Genomic DNA, 19,779 nt, shown 5'->3' with positions numbered 1-19,779 from the left:
AGAGTTCACGATGACCCACGAGCACACATTCACCGAACAAGAGCTTGATTCGCGCCGTACCAACGTCCTGGAAATGGGCGGCGAGGCGAAACTTCAGGCGCGCCGTGATGCCGGCGTGCTCAACGCACGGGAACGTCTGCATGGCCTGCTGGACCCGCAGTCGTTCAGCGAAATCGGCATGTTGGCGCATTCGTCGCGCCCCGAGGATCGGGACAGCACACCCGCCGACGGCAAGATCACCGGCTTCGGGCGCATCGATTCGCGCCGGGTGGCGGTCGTGTCCAACGACATGACAGTTAAAGGCGCATCGTCCTCGTGGATCAATGCGCGCAAGATCGCCTACCTGAAGGAATGTGCCACCCGCAACGGCATGCCGCTGATCTTTCTTGGCGAGTCGTCGGGTCAGCGTATGCAGGATGCGATGGGCGCGGCCAGCATGGCCAGTGCCGGACAGGACGCCCAACAATACTGTCGACGCCGCGAGACGCCGTGGGTCAGTGCGGTGCTCGGCCCCTGCTTCGGCTCGGCGAGCTGGTACTCGTGCCTGGCCGACTTTACGGTGATGCGCAAGGGCGCGTTGCTCGCCGTTTCCAGTCCCAAAGTCACCTCAGTGGCCATCGGTGAATCATCGGATACCGAAGAACTCGGCGGCTGGCGCATGCACGCTGAAACCACCGGGCTGGCCGACATGGTCGTCAACACCGACCAGCAAGCGTTGGCCGCCATCCGACGCTTTCTCGGCTACCTGCCCTCCCACTCCAATGAGACGCCGGTCGTGCTGCCTTGCGGACCTGAAGACCGGCCCGATGCATCGGGTCCGCAATCCATCGTCCCAGTCGAGCGCACCAAGACCTACGACATGCGCAAGTTGCTTGCGACGCTGGTCGATCACGACAGCCTGTTCCAGCTCAAGGACCGCTTCGGGCGTTCTGTGGTCACCGCCCTCGCCCGTCTGGAAGGCGCCAGCATCGGCATCGTCGCCTCCAACCCGCAATTCAAGGGCGGGGCGCTGGACGCCGATGCCTGCCGCAAGGCCACCGGTTTCATCGCACTGTGCGACTCGTTTAACATCCCGCTGATCTTTCTTGTCGACACACCCGGTTTCCTGGTGGGAATCGAAGGCGAGAAACGCGCCGCGCCTGCCCACATCATGAACATGATTCACGCCGTTCAGCTGTGTTCAGTGCCGAAGATCTCGGTGATCGTGCGCAAGAGTTTCGGCCAGGCCTATCTGAATTTCGGCGGTGGCCGCAACAGCGACCAGTCTGCGGCCTGGTGCACGGCGGATGTCAGTTTTGTCGATCCAGGCGTTGCGGTCAGTGTCGTCCATGATGTAACGCGCGAGGCTGACCCCGAATGCTATGACCGCCTGCATGCCGAGTTCTCAAAGGACACGTCGGCCTTCGCGCTAGCCGGTGCAATGGGCACACACGAGGTCATCGCACCAAGCGAAACCCGTCGCTTCCTCGTCGAGGCACTGGCCGCTCAGCGACGTGCCATCAATCACGGCATCGGGCGCCATGAAATGCGCACCTGGCCCACGTACTTTTGACCGACACGCGTTCGCTCCACGCTGAACGCACCCCCTGCATTCCAAGGAACAGCCATGAACGTTTTAATCGTGCATGCCCACCCCGAGCCAAAATCATTTACCGCTGCGCTGCGCGATCAGGCGGTCGACACCCTGCAATCCCAAGGGCATCAGGTGCGCGTGTCAGACCTGTACGAGATGAACTGGAACCCGGTGGCCAGCGCTGAGGATTTTTCCACCAGAGAAAACCCCGAGTATCTGGTCTATGCACTCGAACAACGGCTCGCCAACAAAAAGCAGACCCTCGCCGTCGACATCCAACAAGAACTGGACAAACTGTTGTGGGCGGATCTGCTGATCCTCAACTTCCCGATTTACTGGTTCTCGACGCCGGCCATCCTCAAGGGCTGGATAGATCGAGTGCTGGTGTCCGGCATCTGCTACGGCGGCAAGCGCTTCTACGATCAAGGCGGGCTGCGCGAGAAAAAAGCACTGGTGACGGTAACTCTGGGCGGGCGTGAGCATATGTTCGGCGAAGGTGCCATCCACGGTCCCCTGGAGGATATGTTGCGCCCGCTGCTGCGCGGGACGCTGGCCTATGTCGGATTGGACGTCCTGCCGCCTTTCGTTGGCTGGCATGTTCCCTACATCACCCATGAGGCGCGCCAGGCGTTTTTGCAATGCTATCGACAACGCCTGGAAACCATCACTGAAGATCAGCCAATGGAATTTCCACGATTGAATCAGTTTGATGATCGGTTATATCCGCTTACATAAACCGCATGTAATGAACGACTGCATACCCAGGCTTTCAGTGCCTATGGAGAGCCTCTGTCAGAAACGATCAGGCGACACGTGGCCAAGCCGCCTTGCAGCGTTCACCGCGCAGGTCGGTAAAAGATTTCGCCTATCAGCGACCAATACTCGCGCTATTAGCTGACTTGCCGATAGCGGTCTAGCCTTAGTGGCGTCGGCGAAGTCTGGCCGGCACAGACCTGATGCGAAGATAAGAATGAGTCAGAAACTGACCAGGCGTAGTATGGGCCCTCCTAGTGGCAACTTGATAGCCACTGTCAGCAACGCCCACGTGACCGCAACGATCATTGGATCAAAAAGCGGGTCCGCAAACCTGAGTCATTGATTTCGCCCGCTTCTACTCCAGGCCCGAACCGGGCCGGATAGCTGAATGAACTCGACCGAGGGTAGCTCAGACATGGCAAATGAATCGAAATGCCCGTTCAACCACGCCGCCGGCGGTGGCACAACGAACCGCGACTGGTGGCCGAACCAACTGAATCTGAAGATCCTGCACCAGCATTCGTCCCTGTCCGATCCCATGGACGAGGGCTTCAACTATGCACAAGCCTTCAAGAAGCTGGACTTTGCGGCAGTCAAAAGAGACCTGACTGCGCTGATGACCGACTCGCAAGACTGGTGGCCGGCTGACTTCGGTCACTACGGCCCGTTTTTCATCCGCATGGCCTGGCACGCCGCCGGCACTTACCGCACCGGTGACGGCCGCGGTGGCGCCGGTTCCGGCCAGCAGCGCTTCGCTCCGCTCAACAGTTGGCCGGACAACGTCAGCCTCGACAAGGCGCGCCGGCTGCTGTGGCCGATCAAGCAAAAATACGGCCGCAACATTTCCTGGGCCGACCTGATCGTGCTCACCGGCAACGTCGCGCTGGAGTCCATGGGCTTCAAGACTTTCGGCTTTTCCGGTGGTCGTCCAGACGTCTGGGAGCCGGACGAGGACGTGTACTGGGGTTCGGAAAACAAATGGTTGGGTGGCGATACGCGCTACGGCAAAGACGAAAATAAACCCGTTCAGGAACCTGGCGATGTCCCACTCGTAGCCGAGCCCGGGAGAAATGAGGAAAGCCGTACCGAACAGGGCCGCAACCTGGAAAATCCGCTAGCCGCCGTGCAGATGGGCCTGATCTATGTGAACCCGGAAGGTCCGGAGGGCAATCCCGATCCGGTCGCCTCGGCCAAGGACATTCGCGAAACCTTCGGCCGCATGGCGATGAATGACGAAGAAACCGTGGCGCTGATCGCCGGCGGTCACGCCTTCGGCAAGACTCACGGCGCCGGTCCTGCCGATAATGTCGGGGCCGAACCGGAAGCCGCCGGCCTGGAACAACAGGGCCTTGGCTGGAAAAACAGCTTCGGCACCGGTAAAGGCCCCGACACCATCACCAGTGGCCTGGAAGTGACCTGGACCACCACCCCACCAAATGGAGCAACAATTACCTGGAAAACCTGTTCGGCTTCGAGTGGGAACTGAGCAAGAGTCCGGCCGGGGCGAACCAGTGGGTCGCGAAGAACGGTGCGGGTGCCGGCAGTATCCCGGACCCTTTCGACCCGTCGAAGCGGCGTAATCCAACCATGCTCACCTCAGACCTGGCCCTGCGTTTCGACCCGATCTACGAGCCGATCTCGCGGCGCTTCCTGCAGAACCCGGATCAGCTGGCCGACGCCTTCGCCCGTGCCTGGTACAAGCTGATTCACCGCGACATGGGCCCGCTCTCGCGCTACCTCGGCCCGGAAATGCCCAACGAAGAGTTGTTGTGGCAAGACCCTATTCCGGCGGTCGATCATGCCTTGGTCAACGACGCTGATGTCGCCGCACTCAAGAGCAAGCTGCTGGCTTCGGGCTTGAGCGTTTCACAGCTGGTGTCGACCGCCTGGGCGGCAGCTTCCACCTTCCGTGGCTCCGACAAACGCGGCGGCGCCAACGGCGGGCGCCTGCGTCTGGCGCCACAGAAATTCTGGCAGGCCAACCAGCCTGAGCAATTGGGCGGGGTGCTTTCGAAACTCGAAAGTATCCAGAGCGAGTTCAACGCCGGCGGCAAGAAAATCTCGCTGGCGGACCTGATCGTGTTGGCCGGGAATGCCGGCGTCGAGCAGGCGGCGAAAAATGCCGGGCAATCCGTCACGGTGCCTTTCACGCCGGGGCGGATGGATGCGAGCCAGGAACAGACGGATGTCGAGTCTTTCGGCTTCCTTGAACCCATTGCTGATGGCTTCCGCAACTACCTGAAAACCCGTTATAGCGTACCGGCCGAGCATTTGCTGATCGACAAGGCGCAGTTGCTGACCCTCACCGCACCGGAACTGACCGCGCTGATTGGCGGTTTGCGTGTGCTAGACACCAACGTCGGACAAACCGCCCATGGCGTCTTCACCACCCAGAAGGGAGCATTGAGCAACGACTTCTTCACTAACCTGCTGGACATGAACGTGGAATGGAAACCCACATCCGAGTCCAATGAAGAGTTCGAAGGTCGCGACCGCAAAACGGGCCAGCCGAAGTGGACCGCGAGCCGTGTGGATCTGGTATTCGGTTCCAACGCACAGTTGCGGGCCTTGGCGGAGTTCTATGCCAGTCCCGAAAACAAGGAGAAATTCGTCAAAGACTTCGTGGCAGCATGGACCAAGGTGATGAACCTGGATCGTTTTGATCTGAAGTGAAATAGCGGCTGAGTATCAAACAAGGGCAGCGCAATGCTGCCCTTGCCGCTTCTGATGACTTACTCAGGCGGGTCGATCTGATCCAGCACCCGATTCGCCGTGATCTCCGCCAGCATCACGCTGTTGGAAATGCCCAGCAGAGCGTTGCGATCTCCACCCTCCAGATGATCGACCAACTGATGGACCATCACATCGACCGAGGCCAGCGTCTCGACCAGATACACCATCAGGGTTTCGGTCGTGGTATCCGGGTTCACGGTAAACAGAGTGCTGGGTGTACGCGGGGTGGCTTTGATGTCGGCAGTTGAGGGGAAGTGAAAATCGAGGGCGCGCTCGGCGGCTTCGTTGAGCTTGTTTGAATCGGGATCGTAGGGGGATGTGGGATCGGTGTCCGGCGGGTTTGGCGTTACTTTGAACATGGATGGAACCTCTGATGCGAACTAGAAGGAGCCATCACCCTCGCTACCAAACGAAGGGTGGCGGCCATACGCAGGTTGGTAGACCGGTCGCACCAGAACCCGGCGCCCGCAAGCGAGCCCCACGCATGGCCACCATAAAGAACAGTCCAAGAAAGTGGCTGTATAAGGTGGCGCTGTGCGTCTAGGTGCGAAACCGGGCTACCAAACCCGATCGCTGTTTTCAGCGACCGACAAACGATAGAACCCAGACCCCAGGCGCACAAGCCGGCGGATTCTGGCGTACCCGTAGGCAACGACGCAAGGTTTTGTAGCTTTCAGGAAGTGATCTTGAAGACGCTTAAACACGCGCCGCCCATGCGCGTTTAAACACCACCGACCACTGTAGGAGCGAGCCGGCTCCGGGCGGCGTTCCGACGATGGACGGCAACGATAACGCGCAAAACCAGAAGCCCATCGGTGCCCTTGGTTTTTCGCGAACCATCGAGCATCACTACGCAGACAGCCGCATAGCGGTGACAGGCAACTACCGGCCGGCCAGAAGCAGTCACTGGGGTGCGCCTGGAAAACGAGTCGATTCAATGGGCATCAAAAACGGCTGTGTGTGCCGACACGATGGCTGATATGTTTACCGCGCACCTGATCGCGTCCAATCGACGCTGATCCCATCAAGGAAGATCAAAACAATGAAAACAGTGCTCGGGGCCCTGCTCCTTATCTGTCTGAACATAAACGCATTCGCTGGCGACAACCCTATCGGCTTCCGGACCTCGGCGTTGCCAGACAAGCAAAATGACCGCCCGCTGGAGTTGGTCGTCTGGTACCCGAGTGCAACCACTGCCAAACCGCAATTGATCGCGGATACTCCGGTGTTTGTCGGTGCCCTCGCCGTCCGCGATGCTCCTCCGGCCGCAGGCGCGCATCCATTGGTGGTGCTCTCCCACGGCTTTCGCGGTAATTGGGGGAACCAGTCATGGCTGGCCAGTGCATTGGTCCATCAGGGTTACATCGTGGCGGCGGTCAACCACCCCGGCACGACCACCCGCGATCGCAACCCTAAAGCCGCAGCGCAGCTGTGGCAGCGCCCCCTCGACCTGCAGCGGGCCATCGATGCGGTCATGGCTCAGCCAGAACACTTTGGGTTAGTGGCCAAGCGTCAAATTGCAGTGGTCGGTCATTCACTTGGCGGCTGGACCGCCCTGGAAATCGCCGGTGCCCGATTCGATCCCGAGCGTTTTGCCCAGGACTGCATCACCCATCCGCAGCTGGCCAGTTGCAGCGTTTACAAACAGATCAACCCCGACAGCACTCCGGCATCGAAAGCCCGGCTGGTCGCCGATCTTAGCGACAAACGTGTCACCGCCATCGTGTCCCTGGACCTGGGACTGTCGCGCGGCCTGACCAATGAAAGTCTGGCGACGTTACCGGTGCCGACACTGGTGATCGCAGCGGGCGCGCCCTCTGAAGACCTTCCCGCGCGGTTGGAGTCCGCCGATCTGGCCAAGCGCTTGCCCCCGGCGACGAATCGGTACGTCGAGATCAAGGACGCCAGCCACTTCAGCTTTTTGTCTATGTGCAAACCTGGCGCGGTGGCATTGCTCGAAGAAGACGCACCAGGCGATGGCATCATTTGCCGGGATGGCGACAGCGCTCGACCGCGGGCGTTGATCCAGCTGCAGATTGCATCGCTGATCACCGAGTTTCTGGCGCAGTCATTTCGCAACTGAAAATGGGTGATATCAAAGCGTCTGACCGCCCCTACGTTACTCGTTCAGAGTCCCGCCATCAGTAGCCGTTTGACTGGAATCCGTTGCACTTCCAACAGACCACAAACAGTCATTCACCAAGCGCGTGACGAGGCAATGCAATCGAAATCAAAGCTGCAAACAGCATGAATGCGCTAGATATCCATAGGCACGCCCCCAGCCCATACACCTGATAAACCCAGCCGGAGAGCACCGTGCCGATCAATCGTCCCATGGCGTTGGACATGTAATAAAAACCCACATCCAGCGACACGCCATCTTCCTTGGCGTAGGACACGATCAGATAGCTGTGCAGCGAAGAGTTCACCGCGAACAGCGCACCAAAGACCATCAATCCACCCAACAACACCACCTGCTGTGACAGCCCAGTGTTCAGCCCGAGAGCGATTGCCGCAGGCAGACCCGCCAGTGCAAGTGCCCACAGAAAAGCCGCTCGACCATCCGGTACGTGCCCACGTTTCTTGCCGGTGATGTTGGGCGCGAAGGATTGCACGATGCCGTAGCCAATCACCCAGGCCGCAAGGAAGCCGCCAACCTGCCAGAAGTCCCAGCCGAAGACACTGCTCAGGTAAACCGGCAAGGCCACCACAAACCAGACGTCGCGGGCGCCGAACAGAAACAACCGTGCCGCCGAGAGGATGTTGATTGCCCGGCTCTTGGACAGGATGTCGCGAAACTTGGGCTTGGCTTTCGCTTTGCCCAGATCCTTCTTCAGCAGGATCAGGCTGCTGATCCAGATCAGCGCCAGAACACCCGCCATGGCCAGCAATGCACCTTTGAAGCCGATCAATGCCAGCAAGGCTCCGCCGAGAAAGAAGCCGACTCCCTTGAGTGCGTTCTTCGAGCCGGTGAGGATCGCCACCCACTGGTAGAGCTTGCCCTGCTGCCCATCAGGAACCAGAAGCTTGATGGAGCTTTTGGCACTCATCTTGTTCAGGTCTTTGGCAATCCCGACAACGCCTGAGCCCCCATCACCCATGGAATGGTTAGCCAGGCTACCGGAACCGTCAGCATTAACAGCGCCGCGACCTGGATACCCAGCCCGATGTTCATGGTTCGGTTCAGACCCAGCCGAGCGCCGAGGTAACCCCCACCAAGTTAGTGATCACGCCAAAGAGCTCGTAGAACAGAAACAACGCCGCGATTTGAAGTGGGCTGTAACCCAGCGCGTGAAAGTGCAGCACCACCAACATGCGCAAGGCGCCGTCGGTGAGAGTGAAGGCCCAGTAGTTGCCCGTGACGAGCAGGTACTGCCGCACTTGCGGAGCGAGGGCTGACAACGCTTTCATGGCCGCTCCTTAGACTGCCAGACCGACCATTTTGGCCAGTTCGACAGTACGATTGGCATAGCCCCATTCGTTGTCGTACCAGGCATAGAGTTTGACCTGGGTGCCGTTGATGACCATGGTCGACAGCGCATCAATGATCGATGAACGCGGGTCGGTACGGTAGTCGATGGACACCAATGGACGCTCCTCGAAACCGAGGATGTCTTTCAGCTCGTTCTCGGAAGCGTCCTTGAGAAGTTGATTCACTTCTTCGACGGTGGTGGCTCGCTCGACTTCAAAGACACAGTCAGTCAGTGAAGCGTTGGCCAGCGGCACGCGTACAGCGTGACCATTCAGGCGCCCACGCAGCTCTGGGAAAATTTCGGCGATAGCAGTGGCCGAGCCTGTACTGGTCGGAATCAGGCTCATGCCGCAAGCACGCGCACGGCGCAGATCCTTGTGCGGCTGATCGAGAATGCTCTGGGTGTTGGTCAGGTCGTGGATGGTGGTGATCGAACCATGGCGAATGCCCAGCTTCTCGTGGATGACTTTCACCACGGGCGCCAGACAGTTGGTGGTGCACGAAGCGGCAGTGACGATGCGATGTTCAGCCGGTTTGAACAGCTGATGGTTGACGCCCATGACGATGTTTAACGCGCCTTTTTCCTTCACCGGAGCGCAGACCACGACACGCTTCACGCCTTGGTCGAGGTAAGCCTGAAGCACAGCGACGGTTTTCATCTTGCCACTGGCCTCAATCACCAGATCGCACCCCGACCAGTCGGTGTCGGCAATCGCTTTGTTCGCGGTGACCTTGATGCGCTTGCCGCCAATTACTACGTGATCGCCTTCTGCGCTGGCTTCGTTTTGCCAACGACCATGCACCGAGTCGAAGTTGATCAGGTGCGCGTGGGTTACTGCATCACCGGCCGGATCGTTGATCTGCACGAATTCAAACTCTGGCCAGTTCCATGATGCTCGCAGAGCGAGGCGACCTATTCGTCCAAAACCATTGATGCCAACTTTGATAGTCATGTTGTTGTGCTCTGTATCTGTTGTCAGTGAGAGTTCGACTGGGTGTCGAACTGGCCGATGTATTCTATGTGGGCAGGATGCTGAATAGCGCGCGGGCGCAGGTGAAACCAGACGATCTGGCTTTAGCAGCAGGTGAGTGCCCGTTCAGGACGGTCGCCCATCTCGTCAAGGCGTTTGGCATCAGGACTTAACCAATGCTTATTGCTTTCGAGCACCGTGGTCAGCACTTGATGAACCCAATCCGGCAGATTGGGGTGCAGTCGGTAATAGACCCATTGGCCTTGCCGACTTGCTGCGTAATCCTTCAGTGCTCACACCGATGTGTGAGAGCGCCTCAAACGTACGCGGATCTACCTGAGTCGGAGTTGTGCCGGCACTTAAGCCACGAAATGCTCCGAGTCGGTATGCCTCAGCAACGCTTGGGCCAACTGGGAGCGTGCAGCGTTGGCGGTGCAGACGAACAGGACACGGGCTTTGCTGGTCATTGTGAAGCCTCATCTCATATACGGATTTTCGAATATATGACTTTCCGCATACAAGATAAACCCAAGATGGGGAATTTTCTCTGAAATCCCTTGGTACGCCATAAGCGGTATCGATCAGGCACCTAAAGCATTAGAGAAATGTCTGGCAGGTCCACATGCAGCCTCTGAAACATCTGATCATTTGCATTCGTTCTGACCACCGATTGCATCGGATTTGACCAGCATGCTTTGTAACCATGATCGGCAGAGAACGGCCAGAAGGGACACTCCAGGTCCTCTCGCTCCACCCTCGTAATTGAAGTCTCTCTTTCCCGAGGGGCCGTAGATGATCCCTCCGTCCGCCGATCGTTGCATAGGTATAGGGGGTATGCCTATCATGCGCACAACATAGGTATAGGGGGTATGCCTATCATGCGCACAACATAGGTATAGGGGGTATCCAATGGGTCACATCGCAGCGAACAAAGACGATCTTCTCAAGCGCGTAAAACGTATTGCCGGACAAATCCAGGCCGTTGAACGGGCACTGGAATCGGACCTCGATTGCGCCAAAACACTGCACCTTGTTGCCGCCACTCGCGGAGCCATCAACGGCTTGATGGAGGAAATCATCGAGGATCACGCGCGGGAGCATGTTGCGAACCCTCGGCTCAGCGAAAAAGAGCGTAACAAGGGTGTCGAAGAGCTTCTTGAAGCCATTCGCCGTTACTCCAAGTGAACGCATCCAGGCACACACTCATGAACAGCACTAACATCAACTACACGCACGACCACGTGTTCCTTGGCTCAGCGCACGACGAAAATGCCAAGCGCACGCTTTGGGTTGTGGCACTGACCGTTGTGATGATGGTTGGCGAGATCACCGCCGGGTACATCACGGGCTCAATGGCGTTACTGGCCGATGGCTTTCACATGGCAACCCATGCCGGCGCATTGGGCATCGCGGCGGCTGCTTACGGATACGCAAAACGCCACGCTTCCAGCCAGCGGTACAGTTTCGGTACCGGAAAGGTTGGAGACCTGGGCGGGTTCGCCTCGGCGCTGATTCTCGGCATGGTCTCTTTGGGCATTGGCGTTGAGTCTGTCATGCGCCTCTTGCAGCCAACAGACGTTCAGTTCGGCACTGCTACGCTCATCGCGATAGCCGGTTTGATCGTCAACATTGTCAGTGTCCTATTGCTGGGCCACGGGCACAGTCATGGCCACGATCATGATGATCATGGCCATACCCATGCTCATCACGGGAACGACAACAACCTGAAGTCGGCCTACGTCCACGTCATCGCCGACGCGCTGACTTCAGTGTTGGCCATCGCTGCACTGCTCGCCGGCCGGTATCTCGGATGGGTGTGGCTGGACCCGTTCATGGGCATCATCGGCGCCATCGTAATCGCGCGCTGGGCCTGGACGCTGATGGGGACTACCGCCGGTGTACTGCTGGATCAAACCGATGCGCAGGTTGCCGAGGAAATCCGCGAACTGGTCGAGAAACCGGGGGATGCCACCATCACGGACTTGCACGTATGGCGGGTTGGACCGCAAGCCCATGCGGCCATCGTCAGCGTCCTGGGTGAGGCCACTGTGAACGCCGACAGCATTCGCGAACGTCTCAAGCCGGTTCACGAAGTCAGCCATCTGACGGTTGAGTTTCGACCGGTCTGACTCAGCGCCTCCCCACCATTGTCTCCAAAGGAACCTGCAATGCCCCCTGGCAAACGTGAACTGGCGCGAATCGAACGCCGGTTGATAACCACCCTCACCGAAGCGTGCGAAACCGCCAAAGGTGAAATCAAGGGTTTTACCTGGCTCACCCACACCGCAGACCTGAACGCGTTGGCTGAAACACTGAAGGTAATCTGGGTGTTCGAAACCCTGGCTGACAAAAAGCTCGCCTTGGTAGACGCAAAGGCGCGCATCTTCGAGCTGACGGCCATCGCGCTGAATGAGGCCAACATCGACTTGAGTCCTTCAGACCACAGTGTCCGCTTCGACTCTGAGGAAGAGTGCCAACGCACTCACGGTGGCGACTGGAAAAACCGCCTGACTCGATCACGCGTGGCCAAAGGTGACTGACAATGGCTAAAGAAATCGAAAATCCCTGCATCTCGGTTTGCCAACTGAGTGGTGATCTGTGTGTGAGTTGCGGGCGAAGCAAGGACGACATCAGAAAGTGGAAACGCATGAAACGGCCTGAAAAAATGGCCGCTGTGCAACGGGCGAATGTGCGCCTGAAAGGGCTGAAGAAAGCGCGCGAATAGTCACTTGCCCAGATAACCACATTGGGTTGTGGGTTCAACTCGCGCCGGACACCTATCGGCCCAGAAGCAGCCAGTGGTGTTTTGCACAAATCAGCCAGTACCTGGCATTCGAATTTGTCCACGACCACGCCCTCAACCCACAAGGCCGGTAAATCTTGCTGTTTTCCTGTCTCAACGACGAGAATCGATCCACACGGTCTCCCAAACTCTCACCTGATTGAGCTTGGGCACAATTGAGCGGGGAGTTGAACAAATGAATTGGAAGGAAGGCCTGAGACAGTCGGGCGTATTGGCCGCGCTCGGTGCCGCCGTGCTGTTCGGTGCAGGAACGCCGCTGGCGAAATTACTGTTGAACAGTGTAAGTCCCTGGTTGCTGGCAGGCCTGCTTTACCTGGGGTCAGGCCTTGGACTCACGCTATATCGATTCCTGAGCCGCGCGCCCAGCGTGAGCCTGCCACGGCATGAAGCGCTCTGGTTCGCAGGCGCGATTGCGGCGGGTGGTGTTGCTGGGCCGGTATTGCTGATGGTCGGGCTGACGGGAATGCCCGCATCGGGCGCATCACTGCTGCTTAACGCCGAAGGTGTATTTACAGCCCTGCTCGCGTGGTTTGCCTTCAAGGAGAACTTTGACCGACATATTGCCTTGGGCATGGTCGCCATCGCGGCCGGCGCGCTGGTTCTTAGTTGGCCCAGTGAAGCGCATTTTGCCGGCCTATGGCCAGCACTCGCAGTCTTGGGCGCCTGCTTTGCCTGGGGAATTGATAACAACCTGACCCGCAAGGTGTCGTTGACAGACGCAACCTGGATTGCGTCTGTCAAAGGCTTGGTCGCAGGTTCGGTCAACCTGGTCCTGGCTTTTGTTGTGGGGGCGACGTTACCGCCACTGCCTAACCTGGCGGGAGCACTGATAGTAGGCTTTCTTGCCTATGGCGTGAGCCTGGCATTGTTCGTCATAGGCTTGCGCCACCTGGGCACCGCCCGTACGGGCGCTTACTTCTCTGTGGCACCGTTCTTAGGGACATTGCTTGCTGTGGCGATGGGCGATCCCGTCACGCTACCGCTGCTAATCGCCGGATCGCTAATGGCATTGGGCATTTGGTTACACCTCACAGAACGCCATGAGCATGAGCATCGGCATGAGGCCATGGAGCATGAGCACGAGCATGTACACGACGAACACCACCAACATGAGCACGATGAACCCTTCGCGCCTGGCACCAGGCACCAACATTGGCATCGACACGAGCCCATGACTCACAGCCATCCGCACTTCCCCGACGCACACCACAGGCATGACCATTGAGTGCATAGGTGGCGTACGGGCCAGGGTGAAGCACACAACTGGCCTACACAAATGTGAAGAATCCCACTCGCACCGAAGCCCATTCTAGCGCTGGGCTTTTACTTTTTTAGTGGCACTGTCAGTCATTCTTTTATGGTTGCGATGACAATCCAACACTCAAGAGAAATGTCAGCTTTTGGGCGTGGATTGCAGCCACTCCCGACAGGCAGCAGTCGGCCAAAAGCAGCCGATCGAACCAGGGTAAGAAACTGGAGTCGATTTAGCTCCACAAACTCTATATTTCCGACCCTACGACGATCAACTGCAGTTAGAGGTGGTTGCTGCCGGTAGTGAGGACCGCAAAGCGGTCGACTGGCTGTAGAAACTAGATCCGCCTCGTTGCGCTGCCGGATCCCCTACTATGCTATCTGCTTAGCCCCTCTGCTAATGGAGCTAGTGCTATGGTCAATTTTCATGACTTTCTGATTGTTTGGAAAGGTTCGAATGTTAAGGTCAAAGGGATACTCTGCACTCTCTCTGAAGTTAATGACGACTATACTGTGGTAATAAGAGGAGGTAAGGAAGGGGTAATGAAACGTATAGCGATCCCCTTTCATGCTATCTCAAGTCTCGAAGAGGCTAGTAATTAGGGGAAGCAGTGGCGAACCAAATATAACTAAAACCATCGTTTTACTCGCGCATGAATAGCTTGGCAACATATCTAACAAACTAAAGACCAACCCTTCGCGCCTATCCGCAGGGCGCGGAACTCAAATGTTGGTAAATGACTGTTTCGGGTCGTTCTCTACCGGTCGTTACCCGAATGAGCCGTCGCATAACTTATAAGTTATGCGACAGTTTTTTTAAAAGCCGTCACACCAGTATCCAAGCGCAAGGTCAATCGTAAAAAGTGAACTCCCTCATCTGAACGCTGCGTCCACGGCCATCCCTAAATTCATAAGTTCGTTAGTCATCATCAGCCATATGACCATATGAGGGGTGTATTGCCGCTTACCTCACGTAAATCCCCGGGACGGCTCCCGATTAATATGTATGGTTTGAGTAAGGCAGTAGCCGCGATTTCTGACTGCGCGAAAGAGATGCCTTCCTCCAGCGCTTTTCTTGAATTTTATTTGCAGTCTACTCAAACTCATCTGCAGGCCGCGATAGAGGTCTGGATTTCTCCCAATACTACTAATCAGCTCTGCTTTACTGATTACACGCTCCTCCTTGAGGAGCATGCTTTTTACAATTATGCTCTCGATATTTGTCAAGTGTATTTGATTGGCGCCATCGAACAGGATTCGATTATTTATATCGAGCTTCCAGCATTGAGGGTATTGAAGTGATATCTCTGCAAAGTTCGTCATGGTTTTTTGATTATAAAATTCATAAATGCAACAAAAAACAAATCGCAAAAAATATTACTTATTTTGTCTTCCGCAATGTAGTTCCAGGAGCGTATTTTTTAAATGCCAGCTTTATTAGAGCGACTGCATAGCAGGTCGTGGGAAAAGAACTGCGTTATCGACCGCTCACTCATTGTCTCTTCTCCATTCGTGGGAAATGCGCAGACTTCTCCAAAGATCTTTCGCGCCCGTGAGAGCCAACAGCCAAATAGCTGGGCTTGCTGCGCAAGCTTGGGGAGGAGTTTATAGACGGGGCGTGCGCCAGCCTTTCATTTGGCGACAGCGCTTTTTCATTTCATGACAACCCATAACCTTTGATTGACCTGGCATTGCACTTAGCGTTGTTTGAGTCAGTTTTTGCGTGGTGGTCATGCCCCTCTCCAGACGTACCAATATGTCGTCAGTGGTGTGCAAATTCGCAGACAGGGTTTGAGAGTACTGAATCCTGAGGGTCAGCTTCGGGTCGGTTTCAGCCGGTCGTGGCAGGCAGCGATCGGCCAAAAGCAGCCAATCTGATGCGTTTGGCAAGTCAAGGGCAACGCATCGCCATTAGTACATGTGATAAAGCACCAGCCCGCCCTCTGCATCCGGGCTAGCGTCAGAAAAGCCTTTGACCGCGTACAGTTGAATCTTCCACTCGTGGCTGAGCTTATGTGTGAGGAATAAGGTGAATTCCTGAATTTGCGAACCGGTGGAGACGACTTTCTGCCTCCAGTCGTAGGAGGCGCCCGCCGAAGTGCGCGCAGCCACGGGCATAGCGAAGCCGAGGCTGACAAATATTGGATCGTCGAAATTGCTATCAGGTGGGTCGCCGAACTTTTTCCAGCCAAGGGTCGCGAATCCGGTCACCGGGCCGAAGGCCTTGGCGATGTCGATCTGAGCGGTATAGTCGAATTCGCCGGTGCCCAGGCACTGATGCTTATCTGCGGTGGGGAACTTGACCTTGCCGATCAGATCCAGCAACACGCCCCCCTCACTGCCATCGAGCAGCGCATAATCCGCACTGGTGACCGTATCGCCCAGGCCACTTTCCACGTTCCTGCAACCACCGGGCAACGGGTCGCCTTCCGGGCCCACTTCGGGGTTAGTGATGCGCAACCAGGGCACGGTAACCTTGTAGGTCATAGGGCCCGTTTCATACTTTCCCACAACGGGGACATACCAGATTTCCGATGTGGTGCCGGTGCCATAATCACCGCTTGAATAGTCCATGCCGATGGCGGTGCTGAAGGTATCGGCCGAGGCCTGCACGGTAAAGCTTGCCAGCAGGCTGGCAAAAAGAGGCAGCATGGGTCTCATCGTCACCTCAAAGTCCCGTTGAGAAGTGTGATCGAACTTACCCAGCCTAGTTGCTTATTCACCGTTTGTGGAATTGCCGCAGCGCTTATGCCGAACGGCCAGATCGATCCACTTTTTCTACTTTTTCGACCTTCTCGACCTTTTCGACCTTTTCAGGTAGTTCGACTTTTTCTACCTTTTCTGGGCGCTCTACCTTTTCGACTTTCTCGACTTTCTCTGGTCGCTCTACCTTCTCAACTTTTTCGACCTTTTCTGGCCGCTCTACTTTCTCAACTTTTTCTACCTTTTCGGGGCGCTCTACCTTCTCGACTTTTTCAACCTTCTCGACCTTCTCGACCTTTTCAGGCCGTCCGCTGTTGTCCTCCTTCTCGGGTTGCTCCACTTTCTCGACATGCTCTGATTTTCCAGACTTGTCCACGGTCTCGGATTTGCCGCTGTTGTTGCGGTCGTCCGCGTGGCTCCCATCGCTACGGTCGTTACTGTCATCACTGCGCAGACTTGTATCGCGCCCACCGTGACCGCTGTTGCTGTTGCTGTTGCTGTTGGAATTGCCCGAGCCATCGGCACTCTGCTCCGTGTCGGCACCCGTTCGGTTGTCGCGTCCCGCATGGCCCCTGCCCGAGGTATCGGCGTGTTCGCTATGGAACTCGACACGGGTTGCCCGTATTTCACGCGCACCACTAAACACGCCGCTGACCCGAACGCGTTGATCCACTGCCAATGTGGCGGGCTGCTCGCCTACAAACACTGTGTCGTGCCCCAGCGTCACATTGAAGCCTGCGACCACCAGATGTTGGTCCTGCCGGCTCTGCACCAGGCCTTCGATCACTGCCTCATGCACACGGCCGGCGAAAGGCAGGCTCGGGTCAGGGCGGCTTTGGGCGACCTCCAATTGGTGACCGGACCACTGGCCACGCACCAGCACTTCTTGCGCCGGTGTCACGCGACTCCCCAGTTTCAGCCCCTGGAGGCTGCCGGTACGATCTATCGAGCCGATGGCACTGGATTCTCTGAGGCCCGGCGCCCGCTCGATGCGACTGGCCACCACTTCACCACTGGCATCGCGTAGACCGCTGACTCTGACGGGTTCGCCCGGGAGTAGCCCTTCAGCGACCCGTGCTCCCACGGCAAGGCGCACGGGTTGCCCCATGACCCGCAGTGGCGCCGAAGCATTTGGCAGTGCCGTCAGCGGTCCTTCATAGACATGAAGGATCGAAATGCGCCCGGCTTGCAGGCCTCGCTTGGTGGCGAATGCTTCCACCGCGACAACCTGTCCTATCGCCAGGTGAGCGCTGCTGGCCGCGACGCCGTTTTCGCTCACCGGCACGTCTTTGCCGTAATGCACTTCCATGCCATTGACGCAGATCGAAGCGAATCCGGTGATGGTGCCGACGATACCCGTGCCGCCAGTACCTCCCGGACGCAGGATCGGTGCGCCGGTGCCGCCCACCCCACCTTTGCCATGATCGATGAGGGTGCCATCCACGCGAGCAGCCACCGCACCCGTACCGCCCGTTCCGCCAGGACGCTGTTGAAGCGGTGCGCCGGTGCCACCAACGCCACCACCAACACCACCGCTTTCGCTGTGGACACCTGTACCGCCCACACCGCCTGTCTTTGCCCCGGTTCCACCCATACCGCCGGGAAACTGCAAGCTCGATGCACCCGACATGCCCACTTCATCGCGGCTGACACATGCCGGTGCTGCGTCCACCCATGGCGCAGTCACCGGGTTCAGTCCAAGACCCAGGACAAGAGTGACGACACTGAAGCAGCGCTTGAGGGAGATCATGGGGACGTCTTCGGCGAATCGGGATCGGTGGGCTCAGTGTAGAAATAAAGTCCGATAGTGATGCGCTGGCGTTGCTCGTCAGTAGGCAAATCAAGGTTTTCGAGGTCTGCGGCAAGCCGGCTGAAGCTGAGCAGAGTTTGCATCCCCTCACTGGCCACGGCCTCGCGCAAAGTGTCGACGCTGGCCGGGGTCAAGGCGTCGTAGTGCACGCTGCGCTCGAAGAAAGGCTGGCCTTCCCCGCTCAGGTTATGCACCGCTGCACTGGCATGATCGTGCAGGTTGTGGCCCAGGTACGCGGCTTTTTCGTCGAAACCTTTCTGCGGCACGAACGCCTGGGTCTCAAGGTGCACACAGTCGTGTTCATCGAGCCGTACAACGCCCAGGCGCAACCATTCGTCGAGCACCACCCGCGCGCGGATGTCCGTGCTGATCTTCGCCACCAGGGCATCAAAGGAGCAGTCACCACCTGCACTGGCCAGTCGCGGCAGAGGTAATGCCTGGCCGGCACCCGTGCAGAAAGGCCCACTGTTGGTCCAGGCGTTGACCAACTGCGCGCCTAAAGTAATATTTTCCGGCAGCACCGCGAATGACGTCTCGCTTTCGTTTCGCAGCCGCCGAACATCCTTGCGATGAACCCCCGTAAGCAGGCTGATGCGACTGTCGCTCGGAACTTTGTCGTCCAGGCGAAACTCACGATCAGCCACATCAACGAACACCTCTTTGAGCAAATCGGCGAATACCGTGTAGGTCACCCCTTTGCCCAGCATCAGGCGCACCAAAGGGCGCATGACCCGCCGCAGGGCGTTTAACAGAGAAGGAGGTAAGGTGGGCGGTTGCATCGAGCGCATTCCTTGACAGATAAACCCAGTATAACGACGCGGGAAAAAATCCCATACGAGCTGATAACCACTTTTCCAGGGATAGCTGTAAGCGCTCACTGCACAGGCGTTGAATGGGGCTGTAATGGGTTGGACCACGCCTCATACAAAACCCGCCCCCAAGGTTTTGTATGAGTTCCCATCAGAGTGATTCAGCTCCTGCTATTGTCATCCCCTGCTTCGCCGCCGACGTGAACGCCGCGGTCATCACCCGGTTCGCCACCCACATGGTTGCCACGATTATCACCAGGCTCACCACCAACGTGATTGCCACGGTCGTCTCCAGGCTCGCCGCCAACATGATTGCCATGATCGTCCCCGGGCTCGCCGCCAACATGATTGCCATGATCATCGCCAGGCTCTCCACCAACGTGATTTCCATGATCGTCGCCCGCTTCAGCATGGTTGCTGCTACGACCTGAATTCGAAACCCCGCTGTGGTCCTTGCCCGCATCACTATGGCTGCTGCCACTATTACCACCGCCGTTGCCAGCATGGCCGCCACTACCACCGCTGCCGCCGCCACTTCCGCTACCGCCGCCGCTTCCACCATGACCGCCTCCGCCTCCACCTCCGCTTCCGCCGCCGTTTCCACCGCCTCCGCCTCCGCCTCCTCCGCTTCCGCCGCCACCGCCTCCGCCTCCGCCTCCACTTCCGCCACCGCCACCGCCACCGCCACTGCCTCCACCGCCATGACCGCCACCTTCTTTGGCGTAAGCACTGGAGCTATGAGAAATCGAATCCGGAACCAAAACGATGGACGCAGACAGCACGCCACCAATGGCCATCGCCAATAGAGCCCTCTTGAACAGCCTATGAAATTGCATTTTCCGTCTCCTGGTCATTACCGCGAGAAACGCCAAATCAAGTCGGGAATCGTTAAAAATTT

16 protein-coding genes and 4 pseudogenes are annotated in these 19,779 nt (G+C 57.6%); 11 read left to right on the top strand and 9 right to left on the bottom strand.

Annotated features, from left to right (window positions below; genetic code table 11):
* The first annotated feature begins 10 nt into the window (after positions 1 to 10).
* From CES87_RS26790 to katG, 3 genes and pseudogenes are all read left to right on the top strand, one after another.
* Positions 11 to 1,552 (top strand): acyl-CoA carboxylase subunit beta, encoded by a 1,542-nt coding sequence (locus CES87_RS26790; protein WP_128608478.1) that lies wholly within the window; start codon positions 11 to 13, stop codon positions 1,550 to 1,552.
* Between the two features lie 54 nt (positions 1,553 to 1,606).
* On the top strand, positions 1,607 to 2,308 hold the full coding sequence (locus CES87_RS26785; RefSeq protein WP_128608477.1) for an NAD(P)H-dependent oxidoreductase: 702 nt from the start codon (positions 1,607 to 1,609) through the stop codon (positions 2,306 to 2,308).
* Between the two features lie 409 nt (positions 2,309 to 2,717).
* Positions 2,718 to 5,002, top strand: a pseudogene (gene katG / locus CES87_RS26780) (catalase/peroxidase HPI).
* A 59-nt stretch (positions 5,003 to 5,061) separates the two neighbouring features.
* Here katG and CES87_RS26775 read toward each other — a convergent pair.
* Positions 5,062 to 5,421 carry a DUF6124 family protein gene (locus tag CES87_RS26775; protein WP_128608476.1) on the bottom strand — a complete coding sequence of 120 codons (360 nt, stop codon included), beginning with the start codon at positions 5,419 to 5,421 and terminating at the stop codon, positions 5,062 to 5,064.
* Between the two features lie 416 nt (positions 5,422 to 5,837).
* Between CES87_RS26775 and CES87_RS26770 the strand changes: the two genes are divergently transcribed.
* Together CES87_RS26770 and CES87_RS26765 are read left to right on the top strand one after the other, a co-directional pair.
* Positions 5,838 to 6,041: a hypothetical protein gene (locus CES87_RS26770; RefSeq protein ID WP_128608475.1), complete on the top strand. Its 204-nt coding sequence runs from the start codon at positions 5,838 to 5,840 to the stop codon at positions 6,039 to 6,041.
* Between the two features lie 63 nt (positions 6,042 to 6,104).
* Positions 6,105 to 7,145, top strand: a complete 1,041-nt coding sequence (locus CES87_RS26765; protein WP_128608474.1) for an alpha/beta fold hydrolase — start codon at positions 6,105 to 6,107, stop codon at positions 7,143 to 7,145.
* A gap of 109 nt (positions 7,146 to 7,254) precedes the next feature.
* Here CES87_RS26765 and arsJ read toward each other — a convergent pair.
* From arsJ to CES87_RS33700, 4 genes and pseudogenes are all read right to left on the bottom strand, one after another.
* Positions 7,255 to 8,473, bottom strand: a pseudogene (arsJ, locus tag CES87_RS26760) (organoarsenical effux MFS transporter ArsJ).
* 9 nt (positions 8,474 to 8,482) lie between these two features.
* Positions 8,483 to 9,487 (bottom strand): ArsJ-associated glyceraldehyde-3-phosphate dehydrogenase, encoded by a 1,005-nt coding sequence (locus tag CES87_RS26755; protein ID WP_128608473.1) that lies wholly within the window; start codon positions 9,485 to 9,487, stop codon positions 8,483 to 8,485.
* 122 nt (positions 9,488 to 9,609) lie between these two features.
* Positions 9,610 to 9,774: pseudogene (locus CES87_RS33705) on the bottom strand (transcriptional regulator); the annotation flags it as partial.
* Positions 9,773 to 9,972 (bottom strand): annotated as a pseudogene (locus tag CES87_RS33700) (arsenate reductase ArsC); the annotation flags it as partial. The pseudogenes CES87_RS33700 and CES87_RS33705, both read right to left, overlap by 2 nt.
* Positions 9,973 to 10,414: 442 nt before the next feature.
* Here CES87_RS33700 and CES87_RS26740 point away from each other — a divergent pair.
* The 6 genes from CES87_RS26740 (at position 10,415) to CES87_RS32465 (ending at position 14,861) form a co-directional block, all read left to right on the top strand.
* The gene (locus tag CES87_RS26740) at positions 10,415 to 10,690 is read left to right on the top strand and encodes a metal/formaldehyde-sensitive transcriptional repressor (protein WP_128608472.1); all 276 of its coding nucleotides are present in this window, start codon (positions 10,415 to 10,417) and stop codon (positions 10,688 to 10,690) included.
* A gap of 20 nt (positions 10,691 to 10,710) precedes the next feature.
* On the top strand, positions 10,711 to 11,634 hold the full coding sequence (dmeF, locus tag CES87_RS26735; protein ID WP_128608471.1) for a CDF family Co(II)/Ni(II) efflux transporter DmeF: 924 nt from the start codon (positions 10,711 to 10,713) through the stop codon (positions 11,632 to 11,634).
* Between the two features lie 39 nt (positions 11,635 to 11,673).
* Positions 11,674 to 12,045 (top strand): hypothetical protein, encoded by a 372-nt coding sequence (locus CES87_RS26730; protein WP_128608470.1) that lies wholly within the window; start codon positions 11,674 to 11,676, stop codon positions 12,043 to 12,045.
* A 2-nt stretch (positions 12,046 to 12,047) separates the two neighbouring features.
* The gene (locus CES87_RS26725; RefSeq protein WP_128608469.1) at positions 12,048 to 12,230 is read left to right on the top strand and encodes a DUF1289 domain-containing protein; all 183 of its coding nucleotides are present in this window, start codon (positions 12,048 to 12,050) and stop codon (positions 12,228 to 12,230) included.
* 253 nt (positions 12,231 to 12,483) lie between these two features.
* Positions 12,484 to 13,533, top strand: a complete 1,050-nt coding sequence (locus CES87_RS26720; RefSeq protein WP_128608497.1) for a DMT family transporter — start codon at positions 12,484 to 12,486, stop codon at positions 13,531 to 13,533.
* Between the two features lie 983 nt (positions 13,534 to 14,516).
* On the top strand, positions 14,517 to 14,861 hold the full coding sequence (locus CES87_RS32465; protein ID WP_178081488.1) for a hypothetical protein: 345 nt from the start codon (positions 14,517 to 14,519) through the stop codon (positions 14,859 to 14,861).
* A 609-nt stretch (positions 14,862 to 15,470) separates the two neighbouring features.
* Here the strand turns inward: CES87_RS32465 and CES87_RS26710 are convergent.
* The 4 genes from CES87_RS26710 to CES87_RS32460 all read right to left on the bottom strand — a co-directional run bounded on the left by CES87_RS26710 (position 15,471) and on the right by CES87_RS32460 (position 19,717).
* Positions 15,471 to 16,220, bottom strand: a complete 750-nt coding sequence (locus CES87_RS26710; RefSeq protein WP_128608496.1) for a hypothetical protein — start codon at positions 16,218 to 16,220, stop codon at positions 15,471 to 15,473.
* An 85-nt stretch (positions 16,221 to 16,305) separates the two neighbouring features.
* Positions 16,306 to 18,012 carry a DUF5666 domain-containing protein gene (locus CES87_RS26705; RefSeq protein ID WP_128608467.1) on the bottom strand — a complete coding sequence of 569 codons (1,707 nt, stop codon included), beginning with the start codon at positions 18,010 to 18,012 and terminating at the stop codon, positions 16,306 to 16,308.
* A complete protein-coding gene (locus tag CES87_RS26700) occupies positions 18,009 to 18,851 on the bottom strand; it encodes a DUF6502 family protein (RefSeq protein ID WP_128608466.1) in 843 nt (280 codons plus the stop codon). The genes CES87_RS26705 and CES87_RS26700 overlap by 4 nt, the downstream gene beginning before the upstream one ends.
* A 191-nt stretch (positions 18,852 to 19,042) precedes the next feature.
* Positions 19,043 to 19,717, bottom strand: a complete 675-nt coding sequence (locus tag CES87_RS32460) for a hypothetical protein (protein WP_178081487.1) — start codon at positions 19,715 to 19,717, stop codon at positions 19,043 to 19,045.
* Between the last annotated feature and the right edge of the window lie 62 nt (positions 19,718 to 19,779).

Origin of the sequence: Pseudomonas sp. ERMR1:02, assembly GCF_002277815.1 — a bacterium.
Classification (GTDB): domain Bacteria; phylum Pseudomonadota; class Gammaproteobacteria; order Pseudomonadales; family Pseudomonadaceae; genus Aquipseudomonas.
This window is presented reverse-complemented; position numbering and strand designations above follow the sequence as displayed.

Bases quoted from the DNA above. Each gene is read 5' to 3' on its own strand.
- CES87_RS26790 (WP_128608478.1), top strand. From the start codon at position 11: ATGACCCACGAGCACACATTCACCGAACAAGAGCTTGATTCGCGCCGT.
- CES87_RS26785 (WP_128608477.1), top strand. From the start codon at position 1,607: ATGAACGTTTTAATCGTGCATGCCCACCCCGAGCCAAAATCATTTACC.
- CES87_RS26775 (WP_128608476.1), bottom strand. From the start codon at position 5,421: ATGTTCAAAGTAACGCCAAACCCGCCGGACACCGATCCCACATCCCCC.
- CES87_RS26770 (WP_128608475.1), top strand. From the start codon at position 5,838: ATGGACGGCAACGATAACGCGCAAAACCAGAAGCCCATCGGTGCCCTT.
- CES87_RS26765 (WP_128608474.1), top strand. From the start codon at position 6,105: ATGAAAACAGTGCTCGGGGCCCTGCTCCTTATCTGTCTGAACATAAAC.
- CES87_RS26755 (WP_128608473.1), bottom strand. From the start codon at position 9,487: ATGACTATCAAAGTTGGCATCAATGGTTTTGGACGAATAGGTCGCCTC.
- CES87_RS26740 (WP_128608472.1), top strand. From the start codon at position 10,415: ATGGGTCACATCGCAGCGAACAAAGACGATCTTCTCAAGCGCGTAAAA.
- dmeF (WP_128608471.1), top strand. From the start codon at position 10,711: ATGAACAGCACTAACATCAACTACACGCACGACCACGTGTTCCTTGGC.
- CES87_RS26730 (WP_128608470.1), top strand. From the start codon at position 11,674: ATGCCCCCTGGCAAACGTGAACTGGCGCGAATCGAACGCCGGTTGATA.
- CES87_RS26725 (WP_128608469.1), top strand. From the start codon at position 12,048: ATGGCTAAAGAAATCGAAAATCCCTGCATCTCGGTTTGCCAACTGAGT.
- CES87_RS26720 (WP_128608497.1), top strand. From the start codon at position 12,484: ATGAATTGGAAGGAAGGCCTGAGACAGTCGGGCGTATTGGCCGCGCTC.
- CES87_RS26710 (WP_128608496.1), bottom strand. From the start codon at position 16,220: ATGAGACCCATGCTGCCTCTTTTTGCCAGCCTGCTGGCAAGCTTTACC.
- CES87_RS26705 (WP_128608467.1), bottom strand. From the start codon at position 18,012: ATGATCTCCCTCAAGCGCTGCTTCAGTGTCGTCACTCTTGTCCTGGGT.
- CES87_RS26700 (WP_128608466.1), bottom strand. From the start codon at position 18,851: ATGCAACCGCCCACCTTACCTCCTTCTCTGTTAAACGCCCTGCGGCGG.
- CES87_RS32460 (WP_178081487.1), bottom strand. From the start codon at position 19,717: ATGCAATTTCATAGGCTGTTCAAGAGGGCTCTATTGGCGATGGCCATT.